This window comes from Streptomyces sp. ISL-66, from assembly GCF_018614135.1.
Lineage (GTDB): Bacteria > Actinomycetota > Actinomycetes > Streptomycetales > Streptomycetaceae > Streptomyces.
The window spans coordinates 1-18,003 of sequence record NZ_JAGGOW010000216.1 but is presented as its reverse complement, the minus strand read 5'-3'; the positions used below and the strand labels follow the sequence as shown (position 1 = coordinate 18,003).

Below are 18,003 nucleotides of genomic sequence, written 5' to 3'. Positions count from 1 at the left end.
CGGGGTGGGCGCCGGCGGCGACGAGGTCGGCCACGGCCGCCTTCGGATCGCGGCCGGTCACCAGGGACTCCCCGACGAGGACGGCGTCGGCGCCCTCGTTGGCGTAGGCGATCAGGTCGTGCGGCCCGCGGATGCCGGACTCGGCAACCTTGACGATGTGGGCCGGGATCTCGCCGACGACGCGCTCGAAGGTGGAGCGGTCGACCTTGAGGTCCTTGAGGTTGCGGGCGTTGACGCCGATGATCTTGGCACCGGCGGCGACCGCGCGCTCCACTTCGTCCTCGTCGTGGACCTCGACGAGCGGGGTGAGCCCGATGGACTCGGCCCGCTCGATGAGGGAGACGAGGGCCTCCTGCTCCAGGGCCGCGACGATCAGCAGCACGAGGTCGGCGCCGTAGGCGCGGGCCTCCCACAGCTGGTACGCCGTGACGATGAAGTCCTTGCGCAGGATCGGGATGTCCACGCGGGCGCGGACGGCCTCCAGGTCGGCCAGCGAACCGCCGAAACGACGCTGTTCGGTGAGGACGGAGATGACCGCCGCACCGCCCGCTTCGTAGTCGGCGGCGAGCCCGGCCGGATCGGCGATGGCGGCCAGCGCACCCTTGGACGGGCTGGAGCGCTTGACCTCGCAGATCACCTTGACGCTGTCGCCGCGCAGGGCAGCGACGCCGTCCTTGGCCTGGGGCGCCTTGGCGGCACGCTCCTTGAGCTCGTCGAGGCTGACGCGCGCCTGCCGTTCGGCAAGGTCTTCGCGGACCCCTTCGATGATCTCGTCGAGCACACTCACGCGAGCGGCCCCCTTCCGGGTCGATGACGGTCGGCCGCCTTGCAGACACGTACAACTGCAAGGTCAGCAGTTCAAATGGTATCCGCAGGACGCCTTGCCCTCCGCACGCGGTTGACGGCGTCCCAGTAAATGGACATGCGGAATCTTTACTTCACCTATACCTCAGGGCGCGAGGAAAGAGCCTGCGGGCAGGTTGCGGACGACCGAGAAGAGCAGGGCCGCCACGCCCGTGCCCCACCAGTACAGAGGCCTCATGACGAGCCTCGGGGCCGGTCCGCCGCGGTAGGCGCGGACCAGCCACAGGACCACGAAGCCGGCGAAGAGGAAGTAGCCGAGGACGGCCAGGGCATTCGCCCCGAGAGCCGTCGGGAGATCGCCGTGGGCGAACGCGTGCGCGCTGCGCAGACCGCCGCAGCCGGGGCAGAGCACCCCGGTCAGCCGGAACAGCGGGCAGAGCGGATAGTGGCCTGGTTCGTTCGGGTCGACGGTGCCCACGTACGCCATGGCCGCGGCGGCCGCGGCCAGCGTGAGCGCCGGGGAGGCCAGGCGCCGGGCCCGGGAGACGGGCTCCGGCCCCCCATCGGCGGAGGGCGGCGCGGGAGGCCGAACGGACGGCGGCGGGGGCGCCGAGGGCTCCGGCGGCGCCGACGGCGCGAGGTCGGGAGTGCGAGAGGCGTCCACCTGCTGATTCTCTCCGCTCATGACAAAAGGCGCAGCCCGAAGGGGCCGCGCCTTTCGAATCCGCGTCCCGCTCAGACCTTGGCGGCGATGCGGTTGGCGGCGATGACCTTGGAGAGGTCGGTGGGGACGGCCTTCGGCGCGCCCATGCCCGCGGCCTTCATCGCCAGGCCCACGACACCGCCGAGCGCGACGACGACGAGGCCGGCCCAGAAGCCCCACGGGTTCGCCAGCACCATGAAGGCGCCGGAGACGCTGAAACCGATGAAGGCGATGATGACACCGGTCCAGGCGGCCGGGGTGTGTCCGTGGCTAGTGCCCGCCATGAGTTGCTCCTCGTACTCGGGTGTGCTCTGTCGCACGCCGCACGTGCTGTGTCGAACGCTCGATGGTCATTGTCCCGTACCGGAGGGCCGCGGGCTTCACGGGGTCCCGGTCGGGTCCTCGCCCCGGTCCAGAGCCTTCCACAGGTCCTCGGGCCGGTCCGGGTCCACCACGGCCGCCTTCCGCGACCGTGGCCGGTCGGGGCCGCCGTCGCGCTCGTAGCGGCCGCCCATCGCGGGCCAGGCGTGCCCGCACCACAGGGCGAGCACTCCGGCCACCAGGATCAGCGCCGCGCCGCCCGCCGTCACGTAGGGCCACGCCGTCTGGGTCAGTCCGGCCACGTGCGCGGCCGTGTCCGCCGTCGTACGGGCGGCGGCCTCGTCCAGGGCCCGGCGGCCGTCGGCGTGGGCCAGCGCGGACAGCGCCGCGCCGAGGCCGCTCAGCGCGAGCAGCGCCGAGACCAGCATCCGGCCCTTGCCGCGTACGGCGAACACGGCGACCAGGGCGGCGAGCCCGACGATGGCCAGGGCGGCGGGCACGCCCGTGACGGCCCGCCCGTCGGCGCTCAGCGGCAGCGAGCCGCCGCCGATGGCGGCGGTGCCCCGGGCCCAGACGCGGCCGGAGGCGAGCAGGACGACGGTGGCTCCGAGCGCGCCGAGCAGCAGGGCGACGGCCACGCTGCGGCGGCCGCCGCCCCGGCCACGCGGAGCCTCGGGCCCGGAGGCGGCGGCGTCTTCATCGGTTCGGGGCGGGGGTACGGCACTCACGCACCCCACTATCCCCTACCCGCTCAGGCGTCGTGGAGGCGGTTCGCCGCCGCGACGGCGCGCAGCACCGCGGCGGCCTTGTTGCGGCACTCCGCGTCCTCCAGCTCGGGCACCGAGTCCGCGACGACTCCGGCGCCCGCCTGGACGTACGCCTTGCCGTCGCGCAGCAGCGCGGTGCGGATGGCGATGGCGGTGTCGGAGTCCCCGGCGAAGTCCAGGTAGCCGACGCAGCCGCCGTACAGGCCGCGGCGGGTGGGCTCCAGCTCCTCGATGATCTGCATGGCGCGCGGCTTGGGCGCGCCGGACAGGGTGCCGGCCGGGAAGCAGGCGGTGAGGACGTCGAAGGCGGTGTTGCCCTCGGCGACGCGGCCCGTGACGGTCGAGACGATGTGCATCACGTGCGAGTACCGCTCGATCTTCATGAACTCGACGACCTCGACGGAGCCCGGCTCGCAGACCCGGCCCAGGTCGTTGCGGCCCAGGTCGACGAGCATGAGGTGCTCGGCGCGCTCCTTGGGGTCCGCCAGCAGCTCCTCGGCGAGCTCGTGGTCCCGCTGCGGGGTGGCGCCGCGGTGCCGGGTGCCGGCGATGGGGTGGACCATCGCCCGGCCGTCCTCGACCTTGACCAGTGCCTCGGGGCTGGACCCGACCACGTCGAAGCCGTTCTCGAAGCGGAAGAGGTACATGTACGGGGACGGGTTGGTGGCCCGCAGGACCCGGTAGACGTCGAGCGCGGAGGCCCGGCACGGGGTCTCGAACCGCTGCGAGGGCACCACCTGGAAGGCCTCGCCGGCCCGGATCCGCTCCTTGACGTCCTCGACGGCGGCCCGGTACTTCTCACCGCCCCACAGGACCGAGACCGTGCCGTCTTCGAAACCGGGCACCTCGGCGGCGGGCAGCGGGGCCGGCACGTACGGCGCGGGGCGGGCCAGGTCGGCCTCCATCGCGTCGAGCCGGGCGACCGCGTCGGCGTACGCCTCGTCCACCCCGGTGGCCAGGTCGTTGTGGTTGATCGCGTTGGCGATGAGCTGGACGGTGCCGTCCCAGTGGTCCATGACGGCCAGGTCGGAGGTGAGCAGCATGGTGAGCTCGGGCAGCCGCAGGTCGTCGGTGGTGTGCTCGCCGATGCGCTCCAGGCGGCGCACGATGTCGTAGCCGAGGTAGCCGACCATGCCGCCGGTGAAGGGGGGCATCCCGGAGGCGAGGTCGCGGGGGGTGTGCAGGGCCTCGATGGTCAGGCGCAGGGCGTCGAGGGGGTCCCCGGAGGTGGGGACGCCGACGGGCGGGGTGCCGATCCAGTGGGCTTGGCCGTCGCGGACGGTCAGGGTCGCGTCCGAGCGCACGCCCACGAAGGAGTACCGCGACCAGGAGCGGCCGTTCTCGGCGGACTCCAGCAGGAAGGTGCCGGGGCGCTCGGCGGCCAGCTTCCGGTAGAGGCCCACCGGGGTGTCCCCGTCGGCCAGCAGCTTGCGGCTGACGGGAACGACGCGGCGGTCTGCGGCGAGCTTGCGGAACGTCTCAAGATCCATTGCGTGAAACTACCTAGCTAGTCGGCGTCGCTGAGCAGGACATCGGCATCGAAACACGTCCGGGCGCCGGTGTGGCAGGCCGCGCCGACCTGGTCCACCCGGACGAGGAGGGTGTCGGCGTCGCAGTCCAGGGCCACGGACTTCACGTGCTGGAAGTGGCCGGAAGTATCGCCCTTCACCCAGTACTCCTGGCGGCTGCGCGACCAGTACGTGCAGCGTCCGGTGGTGAGGGTGCGGTGCAGGGCCTCGTCGTCCATCCAGCCGAGCATGAGCACCTCGCCGGTGTCGTACTGCTGGGCGATGGCCGGGACCAGACCGTCCGCGGAGCGCTTGAGGCGGGCGGCGACGGCGGGATCGAGGGAGGACGTACTCATGGATGCCATTGTGCCGCGCCGGGGCGTTGATCACGGATCCCTGTCCGCCTGATGAGCAGCCACGAGGCGGGTTCCGGCCGTAGGCTGGCAGGCATGTCTACCCATGCGAAGCGTGAACGACTGCTGCTTGCCGACCTGTTGGAGTCGGCCGGCCCCCAGGCGCCGACGCTGTGCGAAGGCTGGCGCACGCGGGAGCTCGCCGCCCACGTGGTCGTCCGGGAGCGCCGCCCGGACGCGGCGGGCGGGCTGCTGCTGAACGTCCTGAAGACCCGCCTGGACAAGGCGATGGAGGAGTACGGGGCCAAGCCGTACGAGGAGCTCATCCAGTTGATCCGCACGGGTCCGCCGAAGCTGTCGCCGTACTCCCTCAAGCAGCTCGACGAGGTGGCGAACGCGGTGGAGTTCTACGTCCACGCGGAGGACGTCCGGCGCGCCCAGCCGGACTGGTCCCCGCGGGCGCTGGACCCGGTCTTCTCCGACTCCCTGTGGTCCCGCCTGGAGAAGCTCGCCCGCCTGACCGGCCGCCGCTCCCCGGTGGGCCTGGTGCTGCGCCGCCCGAACGGCCAGACGGCGGTGGCGCACAAGGGCGCACCGGTGGTGACGGTCACCGGCGAGCCGGGCGAACTGACCCTGTTCTGCTTCGGCCGCCAGGACTCCGCCGCGGTGGAGCTGGACGGCCCGAAGGAAGCCATCGCGCGACTCACTGTGGCCCGGCTGGGCATCTGACCCCGGCGTCAGCCGAAGGCGAGTTCCGCGCGGCGGACCGCGGGTGCCGCGGTGCCGACGACGGCCCCGGCCATCCTCACCGCCGCACCCGCGAGGAACACCGGCGTGACCCCCACAGTCCGGCCGCGAAGCCGAAGACGGGGTACGCCAGCGGCGCCAGCCCCACCGCCGTGAAGGCCATCACCGAGCTGACCCGCCCCAGGTACGAGGGATCGGTGGCCGTCTGGATCAGGGCGACGGCGAGGCCTCCGCAGATCCCGCAGACCAGCCCCGTCAGCACGGCCAGCGCGACCGCCACCGCCAGGCCCGGCGCCAGGACCAGCCCGCCGATGCCCGCCGATCCGATGATCAGGGTGAGGTTCTGGACCGTGCCGGCCCGGGGGAACCTGGGCACGAGGGTGAGGACCAGCGCACTGGACGCCGCGCCCACGCCCATGCCGCCGATGATCCAGCCGACCCCGCCCGGCCCCCAGCCGCGCTCCTCGCAGACCAGGATCAGCCCCAGCGTCATCGGCGCGGACGTGCCGATCTGGCTGAGCGCCCCGGACAGCACCAGCGGGCCTATCAGCCCGTGCCGCCGGACGTACCCGAGCCCCGACCGAAGCTGACGCCAGGGGCTCTGCGCGGGCTGCGGAGCCCCCGCGGCCGGATGGGACGGCCCCGCCAACGGCGAGATCCGTACCGTCACCAGCAGCACCAGCGAGATCCCGAACAGCGCCGCCGCGACCCCGAAGGCCGCCGCCGGGCCGCCGAGGCCCATCGCCAGGCCGGCCACCGGCGGTCCGGCGGTGTGGCCGACGCGTTCGGCCAGGCTGCGCAGCCCCTGGACCCGGATCAGCTGTCCCGGCCCGGCGATCCGCGGCGGCAGCGCGCCGACGGCCGGCATGAACAGCGCGTCCACGATGCCGAAGACGAGTGCGACGAGGACCAGCACCCACAGGCCCGGGGTGGTGAACGCCACCAGCAGGGCCAGCGCCAGGATCACCGCACAGCGCACGGCGTCCGAGGAGATGACGACCGGCCGCGGGCCGAAGCGGTCGGCGACGACCCCGCCGCCCAGCATGAGCAACGCCCGCGGCACCGCGCCGACGGCCATGACCACGCCGACCTGCGCCGGCCCGGCCGTCTGGGCCGCCGTCCAGCCGAGGGAGAGGAAGTAGATCCCGTCCCCGACGAGCGACGCCCCGTAGGCGGCCAGCCAGCGCAGGACGTTGGCGTCCCGCCAGACGTTCGGTTTCAACGCGGGCCCCCCCGGCGAACGAACCTCAGCGGACCGGGTGGCCCGCCTCCCGCAGCGCTTCCTTGACCTGCCCGATGCGCAGGTCTCCGAAGTGGAACACCGACGCCGCGAGGACCGCGTCGGCGCCCGCCGCGATCGCCGGCGGGAAGTGCGCGAGCCTGCCCGCGCCGCCCGAGGCGATCACCGGAACCGTGACGTGCTTGCGCACGGCCGCGATCATCTCGGTGTCGTAGCCGTCCTTGGTACCGTCCGCGTCCATCGAGTTCAAGAGGATTTCCCCGGCGCCCAGTTCGGCCGCCCGGTGCGCCCACTCGACGGCGTCGATGCCGGCGCTGCGCCGGCCGCCGTGGGTGGTCACCTCGAAGGAGCCGGACGCGGTGCGGCGCGCGTCCACGGACAGCACGAGCACCTGGCGGCCGAAGCGCTCCGCGATCTCCTGGATGAGCTCGGGCCGCGCGATGGCGGCGGTGTTCACGCCGACCTTGTCGGCTCCGGCCCGCAGCAGCTTGTCCACGTCGTCGGCGGTGCGTACGCCGCCGCCCACGGTCAGCGGGATGAAGACCTGCTCGGCGGTGCGGCGCACCACGTCGTACGTGGTCTCGCGGTTGCCCGAGGACGCGGTGATGTCGAGGAAGGTGAGCTCGTCGGCGCCTTCGGCGTCGTAGAGCTTGGCCATCTCGACCGGGTCGCCGGCATCGCGCAGGTTCTGGAAGTTGACTCCCTTGACGACCCGGCCGTTGTCGACGTCCAGGCAGGGGATCACCCGTACGGCGAGGGTCATTCCGAGCCTCCCGCGACCGGGCCGAAGGCCTCGACCTCCACCTCGACGACCATGCTGGGCTCGACGAACCCGTTGACGATGATCATCGTCGAGGCGGGGCGGATCTTGTCGAACAGTTCCTTGTGGGCGCGGCCGACCTCCTCCACGTCCCGGGCGTGCGTGAGGTACAGCCGGGTGCGGACCACGTGCTCGGGGCCGAGTCCGGCCTGCTCCAGCGCCTTGAAGGCCGCGTCGAAGGCTTTGATCGTCTGGTCGTACGGGCCGCCCGCGTCGGCCCCGGTGCAACCGGAGACCAGGACCAGCCCGGTGGGCAGCCGCACGGCCCGGGAGTAGCCGATGACGTCCTCGTACGGGCCGCCGGAAGAGATGCGCCGGACGTCGGAGTTGTTCTCGGAACTCATGCGGAGACCACCTTCAGGGCTTCTTCGAGCGTGAACGCCTTGGCGTACAGGGCCTTGCCTACGATCGCACCCTCGACCCCGTCGCCGACCAGGGCGGCCAGCGCCCGCAGGTCGTCGAGGCTGGAGATGCCGCCGGAGGCGACGACGGGCCGGTCGGTGGCGGCGCAGACGTTCTTCAGCAGCTCCAGGTTGGGGCCGGTGAGGGTGCCGTCCTTGCCGATGTCGGTGACGACGTACCGGGCGCAGCCTTCGGAGTCCAGGCGCGCGAGGGTCTCGTAGAGGTCCCCGCCCTCGCTGGTCCAGCCGCGGCCCTTGAGGGTGGTGCCGCGCACGTCGAGGCCGACCGCGATCCGGTCGCCGTGCTCGGCGATGGCCCTGGCGGCCCACTCTGGGGTCTCCAGGGCGGCGGTGCCGAGGTTGACGCGGGTGCAGCCGGTGGCGAGGGCCGCGGCGAGCGAGGCGTCGTCGCGGATGCCGCCGGACAGCTCGACCTTGATGTCCATGGCGCCGGTGATCTCGGCGACGAGCGCGCGGTTGTCACCGGTGCCGAAGGCGGCGTCCAGGTCGACCAGGTGCAGCCACTCGGCGCCGGAGGCCTGCCAGGCGAGGGCGGCCTGGAGCGGGGAGCCGTAGGAGGTCTCGCTGCCGGACACGCCGTGTACGAGGCGGACGGCCTGACCGTCGCGGACGTCGACCGCGGGGAGGAGTTCCAGCTTCGCTGCGGGCACGGTCATCAGAGGGTCTCGATCCAGTTGGTGAGGAGCTGGGCGCCGGCGTCCCCGGACTTCTCGGGGTGGAACTGGGTGGCCCACAGGGCCCCGTTCTCCACCGCCGCGACGAACCGCTCGCCGTGCGTGGCCCAGGTGACCCTGGGGGCGCGGATCAGCGGGTTGGTGACTTCCAGGGACCACTCGTGGGCCGCGTAGGAGTGCACGAAGTAGAAGCGGGCGTCGTCGTCCAGGCCGGCGAAGGCCTGGCTGTCGGCGGGGGCCTCCACGGTGTTCCAGCCCATGTGGGGGACGATCGGGGCCTTGAGCGGGCCGACCGTGCCGGGCCACTCGTCGAGGCCCGGAGTCTCCACCCCGTGCTCGATGCCGCGCTCGAAGAGGATCTGCATGCCGACGCAGATGCCCATGACGGGGCGTCCGCCGGAGAGGCGGCGGCCGATGATCCAGTCGCCGCGCGCGTCCTTGAGGCCCCGCATGCAGGCGGAGAAGGCGCCGACGCCGGGGACGAGGAGTCCGTCGGCGTCCATGGCCTTGTCGTAGTCGCGGGTGATCTCCACGTCCGCGCCGGCGCGCGCGAGGGCGCGCTCGGCGGAGCGGACGTTGCCGAAGCCGTAGTCGAAGACGACGACCTTCTTGGTGGGGCTGACTGCGCTCATTCCCAAATTCCCTGGATCCGCAGGACTCCGGCGGCGAGGCACATCACGGAGCCGATGGCGAGCAGGATGACGACCGAGAGGGGCATCTTCTGCTTCTGGAAGGAGTAGACGCCGCCGGCCAGGAAGAGGCCGAGGACGATCAGGATCGTGTTGAGCCCGTTCACGCTAGAGGGCACCCTTCGTGGAGGGCAGGATGCCTGCGGCGCGGGGGTCGAACTCGGCCGCGTAGCGCAGGGCCCGGGCCAGCGCCTTGAACTGGCACTCCACGATGTGGTGGGCGTTGCGGCCGTACGGGACGTGGATGTGCAGCGCGATCTGGGCCTGCGCGACGAAGGACTCGAAGATGTGCCGGGTCATCGTGGTGTCGTACGAGCCGATCATCGGCGCCATGTTCTCGGGCTCGGTGTGCACGAGGTACGGGCGGCCGGACAGGTCGACGGTCACCTGGGCGAGGGACTCGTCGAGCGGCACGGTGCAGTTGCCGAAGCGGTAGATGCCGACCTTGTCGCCGAGGGCCTGCTTGAAGGCGGCGCCGAGCGCGAGCGCGGAGTCCTCGATGGTGTGGTGGCTGTCGATGTGCAGGTCGCCCTCGGTCTTGACGGTGAGGTCGAAGAGGCCGTGGCGGCCGAGCTGGTCGAGCATGTGGTCGTAGAAGCCCACGCCCGTCGAGACGTCGACCTTGCCGGTGCCGTCGAGGTTTATCTCGACGAGGACCGAGGTCTCCTTCGTGGTCCGTTCGACCCGTCCGATGCGGCTCATGCGTGCTGCTCCTTCTTCAGTGCGCGAACCGCTTCCAGGAACGCGTCGTTCTCGGCCGGGCTGCCCGCGGTGACCCGCAGCCAGCCCGGTACGCCGTTGTCCCGGACCAGGACGCCCTGGTCGAGGATCTTCTGCCAGGCGGTGTGGGAGTTCTCGAACCGGCCGAACTGCACGAAGTTCGCGTCGGACTCGGTGACCTCGAAGCCGATCCCGCGCAGCTCGGTGACCAGGCGGTCCCGCTCGGCCTTGAGCTGCTCGACGTAGCCGAGCAGGGTGTCGGTGTGCTCCAGGGCGGCCAGCGCGGTCGCCTGGGTGACGGCCGACAGGTGGTACGGCAGCCGGACGAGCTGTACGGCGTCGACCACGGCCGGGTGCGCGGCCAGGTAGCCCAGGCGCAGTCCGGCCGCGCCGAAGGCCTTGGACATGGTCCGGGAGACCACCAGGTTCGGGCGGCCCTCGATCAGGGGGAGCAGCGAGTCCCGGTGGCTGAACTCCACGTAGGCCTCGTCGACGACGACCAGGCTGGGCCCGGCCGCCTGCGCGGCCTCGTAGAGGGCCAGGACCGTCTCCGCCTCGACCGCGGTGCCCGTGGGGTTGTTGGGCGAGGTGATGAAGACGACGTTGGGCTTGTGCGCGGCGATCGCCTGCTCGGCGGCCTCCACGTCGATGGTGAAGTCGTCCCGGCGCGGCCCCGAGATCCAGTCCGTCCCGGTGCCGCGGGCGATCAGCGCGTGCATCGAGTACGAGGGCTCGAAGCCGATCGCGGTGCGGCCGGGCCCGCCGAAGGCCTGCAGCAGCTGCTGGAGGACCTCGTTGGAGCCGTTGGCGGCCCATACGTTCTCCCGCGCGACCGCGTGCTTGGAGCTGCGGGTGAGGTAGGCGGCCAGCTCGGTGCGCAGCTCCACCGCGTCCCGGTCGGGGTAGCGGTTGAGGGTGCGGGCGGCCTCGGAGACGCGCTCGGCGATGCGGGCGACGAGTTCCTCGGGGAGCCCGTACGGGCTCTCGTTGGTGTTCAGCTGGACGGGGACGTCGAGCTGCGGGGCGCCGTAGGGGGTCTTCCCGCGCAGCTCGTCGCGGATGGGGAGGTCGTCGATGCCGAGGGCCGCGGTGTCGTCGGCGCCGGGGCCGGCGGCGCCGGGGCCGGCGGCGCCGGCGGTGTTGTCGGTCATGCCTGCGGAACCTTCCAGCCGAAACGTGCCTTGAGGGCCGCGCCGTGCGCGGGCAGGTCCTCCGCCTCGGCCAGCGTCACCACGTGGTGGGTGACCTCGGCGAGGGCGTCGCGCGTGTAGTCGACGATGTGGATGCCGCGCAGGAAGGACTGCACGGACAGGCCGGAGGAGTGGCAGGCGCAGCCGCCGGTGGGCAGCACGTGGTTGGAACCGGCGCAGTAGTCGCCGAGCGAGACCGGGGACCAGGGGCCGACGAAGATCGCGCCGGCGTTGCGCACGCGGGCGGCCCAGGCGGCCGCGTCGGCCGTCTGGATCTCCAGGTGCTCCGCGCCGTACGCGTCGACGACCTTGAGGCCGTCCTCCAGGCTGTCTACCAGCACGATCGCGGACTGGCGGCCGGCCAGCGCGGGCTTGATCCGGTCCTCGACGTGCTTGGTGGCCGCGACCTGCGGCTCCAGCTCCTTCTCCACGGCGGCCGCGAGCTCCTCGCTGTCCGTCACCAGGACGGCGGCGGCCAGCGGGTCGTGCTCGGCCTGGCTGATCAGGTCGGCGGCGACGTGCACGGGGTCGGCGGTGGAGTCGGCGAGGACGGCGATCTCGGTCGGGCCGGCCTCCGTGTCGATGCCGATCTTCCCGGTGAAGTAGCGCTTGGCGGCGGCGACCCAGATGTTGCCGGGGCCGGTCACCATGTTGACCGGCAGGCAGTCCTCGGTGCCGTACGCGAACATCGCGACGGCCACGGCGCCGCCGGCCGCGTACACCTCGTCCACGCCGAGCAGCGCGCACGCGGCGAGGATCGTCGGGTGCGGCAGACCGTCGAACGCGGCCTGGGGCGGGGACGCGAGCGCGATCGACTCGACGCCCGCCTCCTGGGCCGGCACGACGTTCATGACGACGGAGGACGGGTACACCGAGCGGCCGCCCGGGGCGTACAGCCCCACGCGCTCCACCGGAACCCACTTTTCGGTCACCGTGCCGCCGGGGACCACCTGGGTGGTGTGCTGGGTGCGGCGCTGGTTGCGGTGCACGATCCGGGCGCGCCGGATCGACTCCTCCAGGGCCGCGCGGACGGCCGGGTCGAGCTGTTCGAGGGCGGTCGCGATCGCCTCTGCGGGCACTCTGACCTGGTCGAGGGTGACTCCGTCGAACTTCTGCGCGTACTCGATCAGCGCCGCCGTCCCACGATGATGGACGTCCTCGCAGATGGGCCGCACCTTCTCCAGGGCAGCTTCTACGTCGAACTCGGCACGGGGCAGCAGATCGCGCAGGGCGCCACCCTCGGGGAGGGTGTCACCGCGCAGGTCGATACGAGAGATCACCTCCCAATTCTCTCAGACCGCCTCGCGCCACCGTTCGTCCGTATCACTGGCTGATACACGCCACGGACGTTCCCGGATGTCACGGCCGCCCTCTAGCGTTCGGGTGATCGCGGTGACGTCCGCCGCGACAGCGGAGGGGGGCCGCCATGGCCGAAGTACGCCCGGACGGGGAACCGGCCGATCTCACCGGCCCCGAACAGCGGATGTGGAGCGCGTACCGCACCGGCAGCGTCTGCGATTTCAGCGCCCGCGCGGCCGACCGGGACGATCCGCACGCCGATACGGCCTGGGGACCCGAGCGCAGCGTCCGCGCGCGGATCGTGGCCCTGCTGCTGCTCCACGGGCCCGGCCCCGTCCCGGGCCGCGTCGCCTCGCTGAAACTGCGCGGGGTACGGATCACCGGCCGGCTCGACCTGTCCGGGGGCACGGTCGAGCCGTACGTGGAACTCCAGTCCTGCCGCTTCGACGGCGAGATCCAGCTCTCCGAGACCCGCTTCGGCACGCTGCGCCTGGTCAACTGCGCGATCCCCCGGCTGGACGCGGCCCGTCTGCACACGGAGGGCGATCTGCACCTGCCGCGCTGCCGGGTGGCGCGCGGGATCCGGCTGACCGACGCGCAGATCGGCACCGACCTGCTGATCAGCGAGGCGGTGGTGCAGCGGGACACCAAGGGCCGGGCCGTGGCGGGCGACGGGATGTCGGTCGCGCAGGACTTCCAGGGCGAGCTGCTGCGGACGTACGGGGAGGTGAGCCTGCGCGGCGCCAAGGTCGGCGTGTCCATGAACCTGCGCGGGGCGCGCCTGAGCAACCCGTACGGGCGGCGCGCGCTGAACGCGCCGCAGCTCACCGTCGAGCGCACCCTGTACCTGACCTCGATCGCGCAGGCCTACACCGCGGGCGATTTCGACTCCTCCTCCACTCCCCCGTACGGGCTGGGCCTCACCCCGGCACGCGGGCAGCGGGCGCGGCACTTCGAGTGCCGGGGCGGGCTGCGCCTGGACGACGGCCGCTTCGGCGACGCCGTCGACTTCTACGGCGCCCGCTTCGTCCTCACCGAGGACCAGGAGGTCTCGCTGCGCCGGATCCACACCCCGGAGCTGCGGTTCGTGGGCGAGCGGCCGGAGCTGGGGCGGGTGGTGGTGTCGGGGGCGCGGGTGGTCAAGCTGGTGGACACCTCCACGAGCTGGCCCGGTCCGGGCCGCGTCTCCCTGGAGGGGTTCGGCTACGAGAACCTCGCACCCCGGGGGCACTTCCCCTTCGCCCGCCGCCTGGAGTGGCTCGAGGCGGCCACGCCCGAGTACTCGCCCGAGCCGTACGAGCGGCTCGCCGCCGTGCTGCGGGCCTCGGGCGAGGACGCGGACGCCCGCGAGGTGCTGCTGGCCAAGCAGCGGCGCCGGCGGGCGACGCTGCCGCCGGGGCCGCGCGCGTGGGCCCGGCTCCAGGACTGGACGGTGGGCTACGGCTACCGGCCGGGGCGGGCGGCCCTGTGGATGGCCGTGCTGTGGGCGGCGGGGGCGCTGCTGTTCTCCCTGCACGCGCCGCCGGCGCCGATCAAGGCCGAGGAGCACCCCGACTGGAACGCCCCGCTGTTCGCCCTGGACCTGCTGCTCCCGGTGATCGATCTGGGCCAGCAGGACCAGTGGGATCTGAAGGGCGGCTGGCAGTGGGGCGCGGCGACGCTGGTGATCCTGGGGTGGATCCTGGCCACGACGGTGGCGGCGGGCGCGTCCCGCCTGCTGAGGCGGGGGTGACGGCTCCGGGCCCCCGGCCACTACCCTGTGCCTCGTGACCACCGTTCGCCTGCCACTCTTCCCCCTGAACTCGGTGCTGTTCCCGGGACTCGTCCTCCCGCTGAACATCTTCGAGGAGCGTTATCGCGCCATGATGCGCGAGCTGCTGAAGGCGGGCGAGGACGAGCCGCGCCGTTTCGCGGTCGTCGCGATCCGCGACGGGCGGGAGGTCGCCCCGACCTCGCCCGGCCTGCCGGACCAGACGTCAGTGCCCGAGCGCGGCCCGGCGGCCGGTTTCGGCGCGGATCCGATCCAGGCGTTCCACCGGGTGGGCTGCATCGCGGACGCGGCGTCGATCCGGGAGCGCGAGGACGGCAGCTTCGAGGTGATGGCGACCGGTACGGTCCGGGTCCGCCTGCTGTCGGTCGACGCGACCGGCCCGTTCCTGACCGCGGAGCTGGAAGAGCTCCCGGAGGAGACGGGCGAGGGCGCGGGCGCGCTGGCGGAGGGCGTGCTGCGGGCGTTCCGCACCTACCAGAAACGGCTGGCGGGAGCCCGCGAGCGGTCCCTGACCGCCGCGGACCTGCCCGACGAGCCGTCGGTGGTCTCGTACCTGATCGCGGCGGCGGCGGTGCTGGACATCCCGGCGAAGCAGCGTCTCCTCCAGGCCCCGGACATCGCGACCCGCCTCGCGGAGGAGCTCAAACTGCTGCGCGCGGAGACGGCGGTCATCCGCCACCTCCCGTCGCTGCCGGCGGTGGATCTGACGCGCGCGCCGACGAGCCCGAACTGATGGTGAAGAAGAAGCCGGCGGGCACCCCGGCCATCGCGGCGCTGACGGCGGCGGGCACAGAGTTCACCGTCCACGCCTACGCGCACGATCCGGCGCACCCGTCCTACGGCGAGGAGGCGGCCCAGGCCCTCGGCGTCTGTCCGGCCCAGGTCTTCAAGACGCTGCTGGCCGACGTGGACGGCTCGCTGGTGGTGGCGGTGGTCCCGGTCTCGGGCAGCCTCGACCTCAAGGCGCTGGCCGCCGCGGTGGGCGGAAAGCGCGCCGGGATGGCCGATCCGGCGCTCGCGGAGCGCGCCACGGGCTACGTACTGGGTGGGATCTCCCCGCTGGGCCAGCGCAGGCGCCTGCGGACGGTCCTGGACGCCTCGGCGTCCGGTTTCCCGACGATCTGCGTGTCGGCGGGCCGCCGCGGCCTGGAGCTCGAGCTCGCCCCGTCGGACCTGGCCGCCCTCACGACGGCCTCACTGTCCCCGATCGCCCGCCCGTAGCCCCGCAGACCGCCGGCCCGTAGCCCCGCAGCCGTCCGCCCGCGGCCCCGGAGACGGCCCGCCCGCGGCCCGGAGCGGATCAGGGGCGCGGGGGCTCCTGCGCGGCGGGTTCCGGCGCGTGCGTCGCCGGGTCGGCGGGAGCCGGGCTGCCGGGGGCCGGGTCGGCGGCCTGCGCCTGCGCCGCGTAGGAGCCTGGGGTCCAGGTCATCGACATCGTCGGCGCCGGATCGCGCGGGCCCCACAGGGCCGTCAGCGCGAGGTGGACGATCACCGCGGCCATGGGCCAGGCGAGCAGCGTCCCGTGGGCCATCAGTTCCAGCGGAGCATCGAAGGGAACTCCCTTCCCCATCCGGCGGGCCACCGCGGCCAGGTCCGAGGAGGGGCCCAGCCACAGGCCCAGGCGCCAGCCCAGCAGCGCGGCGAAGGCCGAGCCGACCGCGAGCCCGACCCCCTGCGGGACGCCCCCGCGGCGGCGCCACAGGAACACCGCCACCGCGCTCAGCACGCCGAGCCCGGCCGACAGCAGGAAGAACGTGGCGTCGGCCCCGATGCGCGCCTCGCTCTCGGTGTTCTTCAGGAACACGGCCTCGCCGTTGGAGACGTACTGGACGCGGGGCGCCAGCCACGCCCACAGCAGTGCGAGCAGGACGCCGGACACGCCCACCACGAGGGTGATGGCGGCCCCGTCGCGGATGTCGGCGGCGGAGACGGCGGGCTCGGACGAGGGCGAAGCCGACGGCAGCGGCGGCTTGTCGGGCTGGTCATAAGAGGTCACGGCTTCGGTCACTCCCCCATCGTGCCAGGTCCCGTACGAGGGGGATCGACCGCCACCGGTGTCAGCGGACCACCGCCCGACGGTACGCCCAGGTCGCCACGGCCAGCGACAGGACGCCCACCGCCGCGCAGATCCCGAGGTCGAGGAGGACGGCCGCCCAGTCCGGGTGCGGCTCGAAGGTACGGGCGAAGGCCTCCACCCCGTACGTGGACGGCAGCAGGTCCCGCGCCCAGACGATGACCTGCGGCATCCGCTCGGGCGGCAGCACGCCCAGCAGCAGCGCCGCGGACATGCCCAGCTGTCCGGCCAGGGTGGCCAGCTCCTGCCGCGGGGCGAGCAGCCCGAGCGCGGCGCCGAGTCCGGCGAGCGCGGCGCCGGCCAGCGGCACCACGGCAGCCAGGATCCACAGCCCGCTCATGGGCAGTCCGAACAGCACGGACCCGAAGACGGCCGTCACCAGCGTGCCCGGCAGCGTGAAGGAGGCGTACGCGGCGGCGGCGCCCAGCACCACGGAGGCGGGCGGCACCGGCAGGGTGGCGTAGTGGTCCAGGCCGCCGCTCGCCCGCAGCTGCCCGAAGTACTGCGCGAGCAGGTTCAGCGCGACGAAGGCGACGACCAGCACGGACGACCCGGCGACCACGGCCCGCGCCTCCGAGCCCCCGTCGACCACGCCCCGCATCAGGATCATGATCCCGACCGACTGGAAGGTGGCCACGAACAGCAGCGGGATCCGCGAGACGCGTGCCCGCGACAGCTGCGCGCGGTAGACGGCGGCGAGCGCCGGGAAGAACCGGGCCCGCGGGGCCAGCACCCCTTCGCCGCTCACGGCGGCGGGAGCGGCGCCGGTGACGGCGGTGGCGGCGGTTGCGGCGGCGGTGGCGCTCACGCCTTCACCAGTCCCTTCGACGTACGCCCGCCCAGTGCGAGGTACACGTCCTCCAGGCTCGGCGTCGCCAGCGAGAAGTCGTCGAGGGCGGCGAAGGCGGGGCCCCCGGTCACGGCGGCCACCGCCGCCCGCGCCTCGTCCTGCCCGAGGCGCAGCACCCAGCGGCGCCCGGATTCGACGGCCGCCGCGGCCAGTGCGGCGACCTCCGGTACCTCCAGCGGCGGGGCGGTGCGCCACACGAGCTCCAGGCGGACCTCGTCGCAGACCCGGGCCTTGAGCCCGGTCGGCGTGTCGCAGGCGATGACCCGGCCCTGGTCGATGACGGCGACCCGGTCGAGGACCGTCTCCGCCTCGATGACGTTGTGGGTGACCAGCAGCACGGTGGTCCCGGTCCGCGCGCGGCGCCGGTCGACGGCGGCCCAGACGGCCCGCCGGGCCACCGGGTCCATGCCGGTCGTGGGTTCGTCGAGGACCAGTACCGGCCGCTCCCCGACCAGGGCGGCGGCGAAGCACGCGATGCGCCGCTGCCCGCCCGAGAGCTTCTTCAGGGGCCGCCCGGCGATCCCGGTCAGCCCGAGCTCCTCCAGTACGGAGTCCCGCGCGGCCCGCGCGTCCCGCAGTCCCAGTCCGCGCAGCCGGCCGGTGGTCTCGGCCGCCAGCGACACCGTGAGCTCGTCGAGGGCGGTGGATTCCTGCCCGAGGTAGGCGAGCAGCCGGCTCGCCCGCTCGGGGTGGCGCACGAGGTCGTGGCCGAGCAGGGTCACCGAACCGGCGTCGGGCCGCATCAGCCCGGTGAGCTGGCGGACCAGGGTGGATTTGCCGGCTCCGTTGGGGCCGAGCAGGCCGAAGATCTCGCCGCGCCGCACGTCCAGGGAGATCCCGTCGGTGGCTCGGGTCTCGGGCAGGGCCGGGGCCCCGCGCCGTCCCCGTACCGCGGGATACGTCTTGACCAGGTCACGCACCGCGCAGACCACGTCGGAGGCCAGTCCCGCGGCCGCTGCCGTGCCCGTTTCAGCCTGTGCTGTGCCCGTTCTCACGAGGGAGCAGCCTACGGGGTTGCCGCCCCTACTCGGCTGCCGGGGCCGCCGGGGCC

The 18,003-nt window shown here is 73.2% G+C and carries 22 protein-coding genes; 4 read left to right on the top strand and 18 right to left on the bottom strand.

Features of this window, described 5'->3' with window-relative positions; all coding sequences use genetic code 11:
• From trpC to hisI, 6 genes are all read right to left on the bottom strand, one after another.
• A partial coding sequence (trpC, locus tag J7E97_RS33450; RefSeq protein ID WP_215035072.1) for an indole-3-glycerol phosphate synthase TrpC occupies positions 1 to 787 on the bottom strand: 787 nt, incomplete at its 3' end.
• A gap of 162 nt (positions 788 to 949) precedes the next feature.
• Positions 950 to 1,489 (bottom strand): DUF2752 domain-containing protein, encoded by a 540-nt coding sequence (locus J7E97_RS33445; protein WP_215035070.1) that lies wholly within the window; start codon positions 1,487 to 1,489, stop codon positions 950 to 952.
• Positions 1,490 to 1,539: 50 nt separating this feature from the next.
• A complete protein-coding gene (locus J7E97_RS33440; protein ID WP_215035068.1) occupies positions 1,540 to 1,791 on the bottom strand; it encodes an HGxxPAAW family protein in 252 nt (83 codons plus the stop codon).
• A 96-nt stretch (positions 1,792 to 1,887) separates the two neighbouring features.
• A complete protein-coding gene (locus tag J7E97_RS33435) occupies positions 1,888 to 2,565 on the bottom strand; it encodes a TIGR02234 family membrane protein (protein WP_215035067.1) in 678 nt (225 codons plus the stop codon).
• 14 nt (positions 2,566 to 2,579) lie between these two features.
• Positions 2,580 to 4,085, bottom strand: a complete 1,506-nt coding sequence (locus J7E97_RS33430; protein ID WP_215035065.1) for an anthranilate synthase component I — start codon at positions 4,083 to 4,085, stop codon at positions 2,580 to 2,582.
• A gap of 17 nt (positions 4,086 to 4,102) precedes the next feature.
• A complete protein-coding gene (gene hisI, locus J7E97_RS33425; RefSeq protein ID WP_215035063.1) occupies positions 4,103 to 4,468 on the bottom strand; it encodes a phosphoribosyl-AMP cyclohydrolase in 366 nt (121 codons plus the stop codon).
• 84 nt (positions 4,469 to 4,552) lie between these two features.
• Between hisI and J7E97_RS33420 the strand changes: the two genes are divergently transcribed.
• Positions 4,553 to 5,185 (top strand): TIGR03085 family metal-binding protein, encoded by a 633-nt coding sequence (locus J7E97_RS33420; RefSeq protein WP_215035061.1) that lies wholly within the window; start codon positions 4,553 to 4,555, stop codon positions 5,183 to 5,185.
• Between the two features lie 76 nt (positions 5,186 to 5,261).
• Here J7E97_RS33420 and J7E97_RS33415 read toward each other — a convergent pair whose 3' ends face one another.
• From J7E97_RS33415 to hisD, 9 genes are read right to left on the bottom strand one after another with little or no spacing between them, the layout of a single operon-like run.
• Complete coding sequence (locus tag J7E97_RS33415) at positions 5,262 to 6,425, bottom strand: MFS transporter (protein WP_251055559.1); 1,164 nt, start codon at positions 6,423 to 6,425, stop codon at positions 5,262 to 5,264.
• A gap of 25 nt (positions 6,426 to 6,450) precedes the next feature.
• Positions 6,451 to 7,206 carry an imidazole glycerol phosphate synthase subunit HisF gene (gene hisF, locus J7E97_RS33410; protein ID WP_215035059.1) on the bottom strand — a complete coding sequence of 252 codons (756 nt, stop codon included), beginning with the start codon at positions 7,204 to 7,206 and terminating at the stop codon, positions 6,451 to 6,453.
• A complete protein-coding gene (locus J7E97_RS33405) occupies positions 7,203 to 7,607 on the bottom strand; it encodes a RidA family protein (protein ID WP_215035057.1) in 405 nt (134 codons plus the stop codon). The genes hisF and J7E97_RS33405 overlap by 4 nt, the downstream gene beginning before the upstream one ends.
• Positions 7,604 to 8,341 carry a bifunctional 1-(5-phosphoribosyl)-5-((5-phosphoribosylamino)methylideneamino)imidazole-4-carboxamide isomerase/phosphoribosylanthranilate isomerase PriA gene (gene priA / locus J7E97_RS33400; RefSeq protein WP_215035055.1) on the bottom strand — a complete coding sequence of 246 codons (738 nt, stop codon included), beginning with the start codon at positions 8,339 to 8,341 and terminating at the stop codon, positions 7,604 to 7,606. The genes J7E97_RS33405 and priA overlap by 4 nt, the downstream gene beginning before the upstream one ends.
• Positions 8,341 to 8,991: an imidazole glycerol phosphate synthase subunit HisH gene (gene hisH, locus J7E97_RS33395; protein WP_215035053.1), complete on the bottom strand. Its 651-nt coding sequence runs from the start codon at positions 8,989 to 8,991 to the stop codon at positions 8,341 to 8,343. The genes priA and hisH overlap by 1 nt, the downstream gene beginning before the upstream one ends.
• Entirely contained in the window at positions 8,988 to 9,155 is a 168-nt protein-coding gene (locus J7E97_RS33390; RefSeq protein ID WP_215035051.1) for a hypothetical protein, read from the bottom strand. Before J7E97_RS33390 ends, hisH begins: the two co-directional genes overlap by 4 nt.
• Position 9,156: 1 nt before the next feature.
• Positions 9,157 to 9,750, bottom strand: a complete 594-nt coding sequence (hisB, locus tag J7E97_RS33385; protein ID WP_215035049.1) for an imidazoleglycerol-phosphate dehydratase HisB — start codon at positions 9,748 to 9,750, stop codon at positions 9,157 to 9,159.
• The gene (locus J7E97_RS33380) at positions 9,747 to 10,919 is read right to left on the bottom strand and encodes a histidinol-phosphate transaminase (protein ID WP_251055557.1); all 1,173 of its coding nucleotides are present in this window, start codon (positions 10,917 to 10,919) and stop codon (positions 9,747 to 9,749) included. Before J7E97_RS33380 ends, hisB begins: the two co-directional genes overlap by 4 nt.
• Positions 10,916 to 12,238 (bottom strand): histidinol dehydrogenase, encoded by a 1,323-nt coding sequence (gene hisD, locus J7E97_RS33375; RefSeq protein WP_215035047.1) that lies wholly within the window; start codon positions 12,236 to 12,238, stop codon positions 10,916 to 10,918. Before hisD ends, J7E97_RS33380 begins: the two co-directional genes overlap by 4 nt.
• A 146-nt stretch (positions 12,239 to 12,384) precedes the next feature.
• Between hisD and J7E97_RS33370 the strand changes: the two genes are divergently transcribed.
• Genes J7E97_RS33370 through ybaK form a run of 3 tightly spaced genes read left to right on the top strand, consistent with a single transcriptional unit; the run spans position 12,385 to position 15,249 of the window.
• Positions 12,385 to 13,989, top strand: a complete 1,605-nt coding sequence (locus tag J7E97_RS33370; protein ID WP_215035046.1) for an oxidoreductase — start codon at positions 12,385 to 12,387, stop codon at positions 13,987 to 13,989.
• Between the two features lie 34 nt (positions 13,990 to 14,023).
• Positions 14,024 to 14,761: an LON peptidase substrate-binding domain-containing protein gene (locus tag J7E97_RS33365; protein WP_215035044.1), complete on the top strand. Its 738-nt coding sequence runs from the start codon at positions 14,024 to 14,026 to the stop codon at positions 14,759 to 14,761.
• Complete coding sequence (gene ybaK, locus J7E97_RS33360) at positions 14,761 to 15,249, top strand: Cys-tRNA(Pro) deacylase (protein WP_215035042.1); 489 nt, start codon at positions 14,761 to 14,763, stop codon at positions 15,247 to 15,249. The genes J7E97_RS33365 and ybaK overlap by 1 nt, the downstream gene beginning before the upstream one ends.
• A 79-nt stretch (positions 15,250 to 15,328) precedes the next feature.
• On the opposite strand, the gene J7E97_RS33355 is transcribed toward ybaK, so the two are convergent.
• From J7E97_RS33355 to J7E97_RS33345, 3 genes are read right to left on the bottom strand one after another with little or no spacing between them, the layout of a single operon-like run.
• Complete coding sequence (locus J7E97_RS33355) at positions 15,329 to 16,036, bottom strand: hypothetical protein (RefSeq protein ID WP_215035040.1); 708 nt, start codon at positions 16,034 to 16,036, stop codon at positions 15,329 to 15,331.
• 49 nt (positions 16,037 to 16,085) lie between these two features.
• Complete coding sequence (locus J7E97_RS33350) at positions 16,086 to 16,910, bottom strand: ABC transporter permease (protein WP_215035038.1); 825 nt, start codon at positions 16,908 to 16,910, stop codon at positions 16,086 to 16,088.
• Positions 16,907 to 17,896, bottom strand: coding sequence for an ABC transporter ATP-binding protein (locus tag J7E97_RS33345; RefSeq protein ID WP_215035074.1), 990 nt, complete (start codon positions 17,894 to 17,896; stop codon positions 16,907 to 16,909). The genes J7E97_RS33350 and J7E97_RS33345 overlap by 4 nt, the downstream gene beginning before the upstream one ends.
• Between the last annotated feature and the right edge of the window lie 107 nt (positions 17,897 to 18,003).

Coding starts and splice junctions, on each gene's coding strand:
- ybaK (WP_215035042.1), top strand. CDS start 14,761: ATGGTGAAGAAGAAGCCGGCGGGCACCCCGGCCATCGCGGCGCTGACG.
- J7E97_RS33405 (WP_215035057.1), bottom strand. CDS start 7,607: ATGAGTTCCGAGAACAACTCCGACGTCCGGCGCATCTCTTCCGGCGGC.
- hisB (WP_215035049.1), bottom strand. CDS start 9,750: ATGAGCCGCATCGGACGGGTCGAACGGACCACGAAGGAGACCTCGGTC.
- hisI (WP_215035063.1), bottom strand. CDS start 4,468: ATGGCATCCATGAGTACGTCCTCCCTCGATCCCGCCGTCGCCGCCCGC.
- priA (WP_215035055.1), bottom strand. CDS start 8,341: ATGACCGTGCCCGCAGCGAAGCTGGAACTCCTCCCCGCGGTCGACGTC.
- J7E97_RS33430 (WP_215035065.1), bottom strand. CDS start 4,085: ATGGATCTTGAGACGTTCCGCAAGCTCGCCGCAGACCGCCGCGTCGTT.
- J7E97_RS33445 (WP_215035070.1), bottom strand. CDS start 1,489: ATGAGCGGAGAGAATCAGCAGGTGGACGCCTCTCGCACTCCCGACCTC.
- hisH (WP_215035053.1), bottom strand. CDS start 8,991: ATGAGCGCAGTCAGCCCCACCAAGAAGGTCGTCGTCTTCGACTACGGC.
- J7E97_RS33420 (WP_215035061.1), top strand. CDS start 4,553: ATGTCTACCCATGCGAAGCGTGAACGACTGCTGCTTGCCGACCTGTTG.
- hisF (WP_215035059.1), bottom strand. CDS start 7,206: ATGACCCTCGCCGTACGGGTGATCCCCTGCCTGGACGTCGACAACGGC.
- J7E97_RS33370 (WP_215035046.1), top strand. CDS start 12,385: ATGGCCGAAGTACGCCCGGACGGGGAACCGGCCGATCTCACCGGCCCC.
- J7E97_RS33380 (WP_251055557.1), bottom strand. CDS start 10,919: ATGACCGACAACACCGCCGGCGCCGCCGGCCCCGGCGCCGCCGGCCCC.
- J7E97_RS33440 (WP_215035068.1), bottom strand. CDS start 1,791: ATGGCGGGCACTAGCCACGGACACACCCCGGCCGCCTGGACCGGTGTC.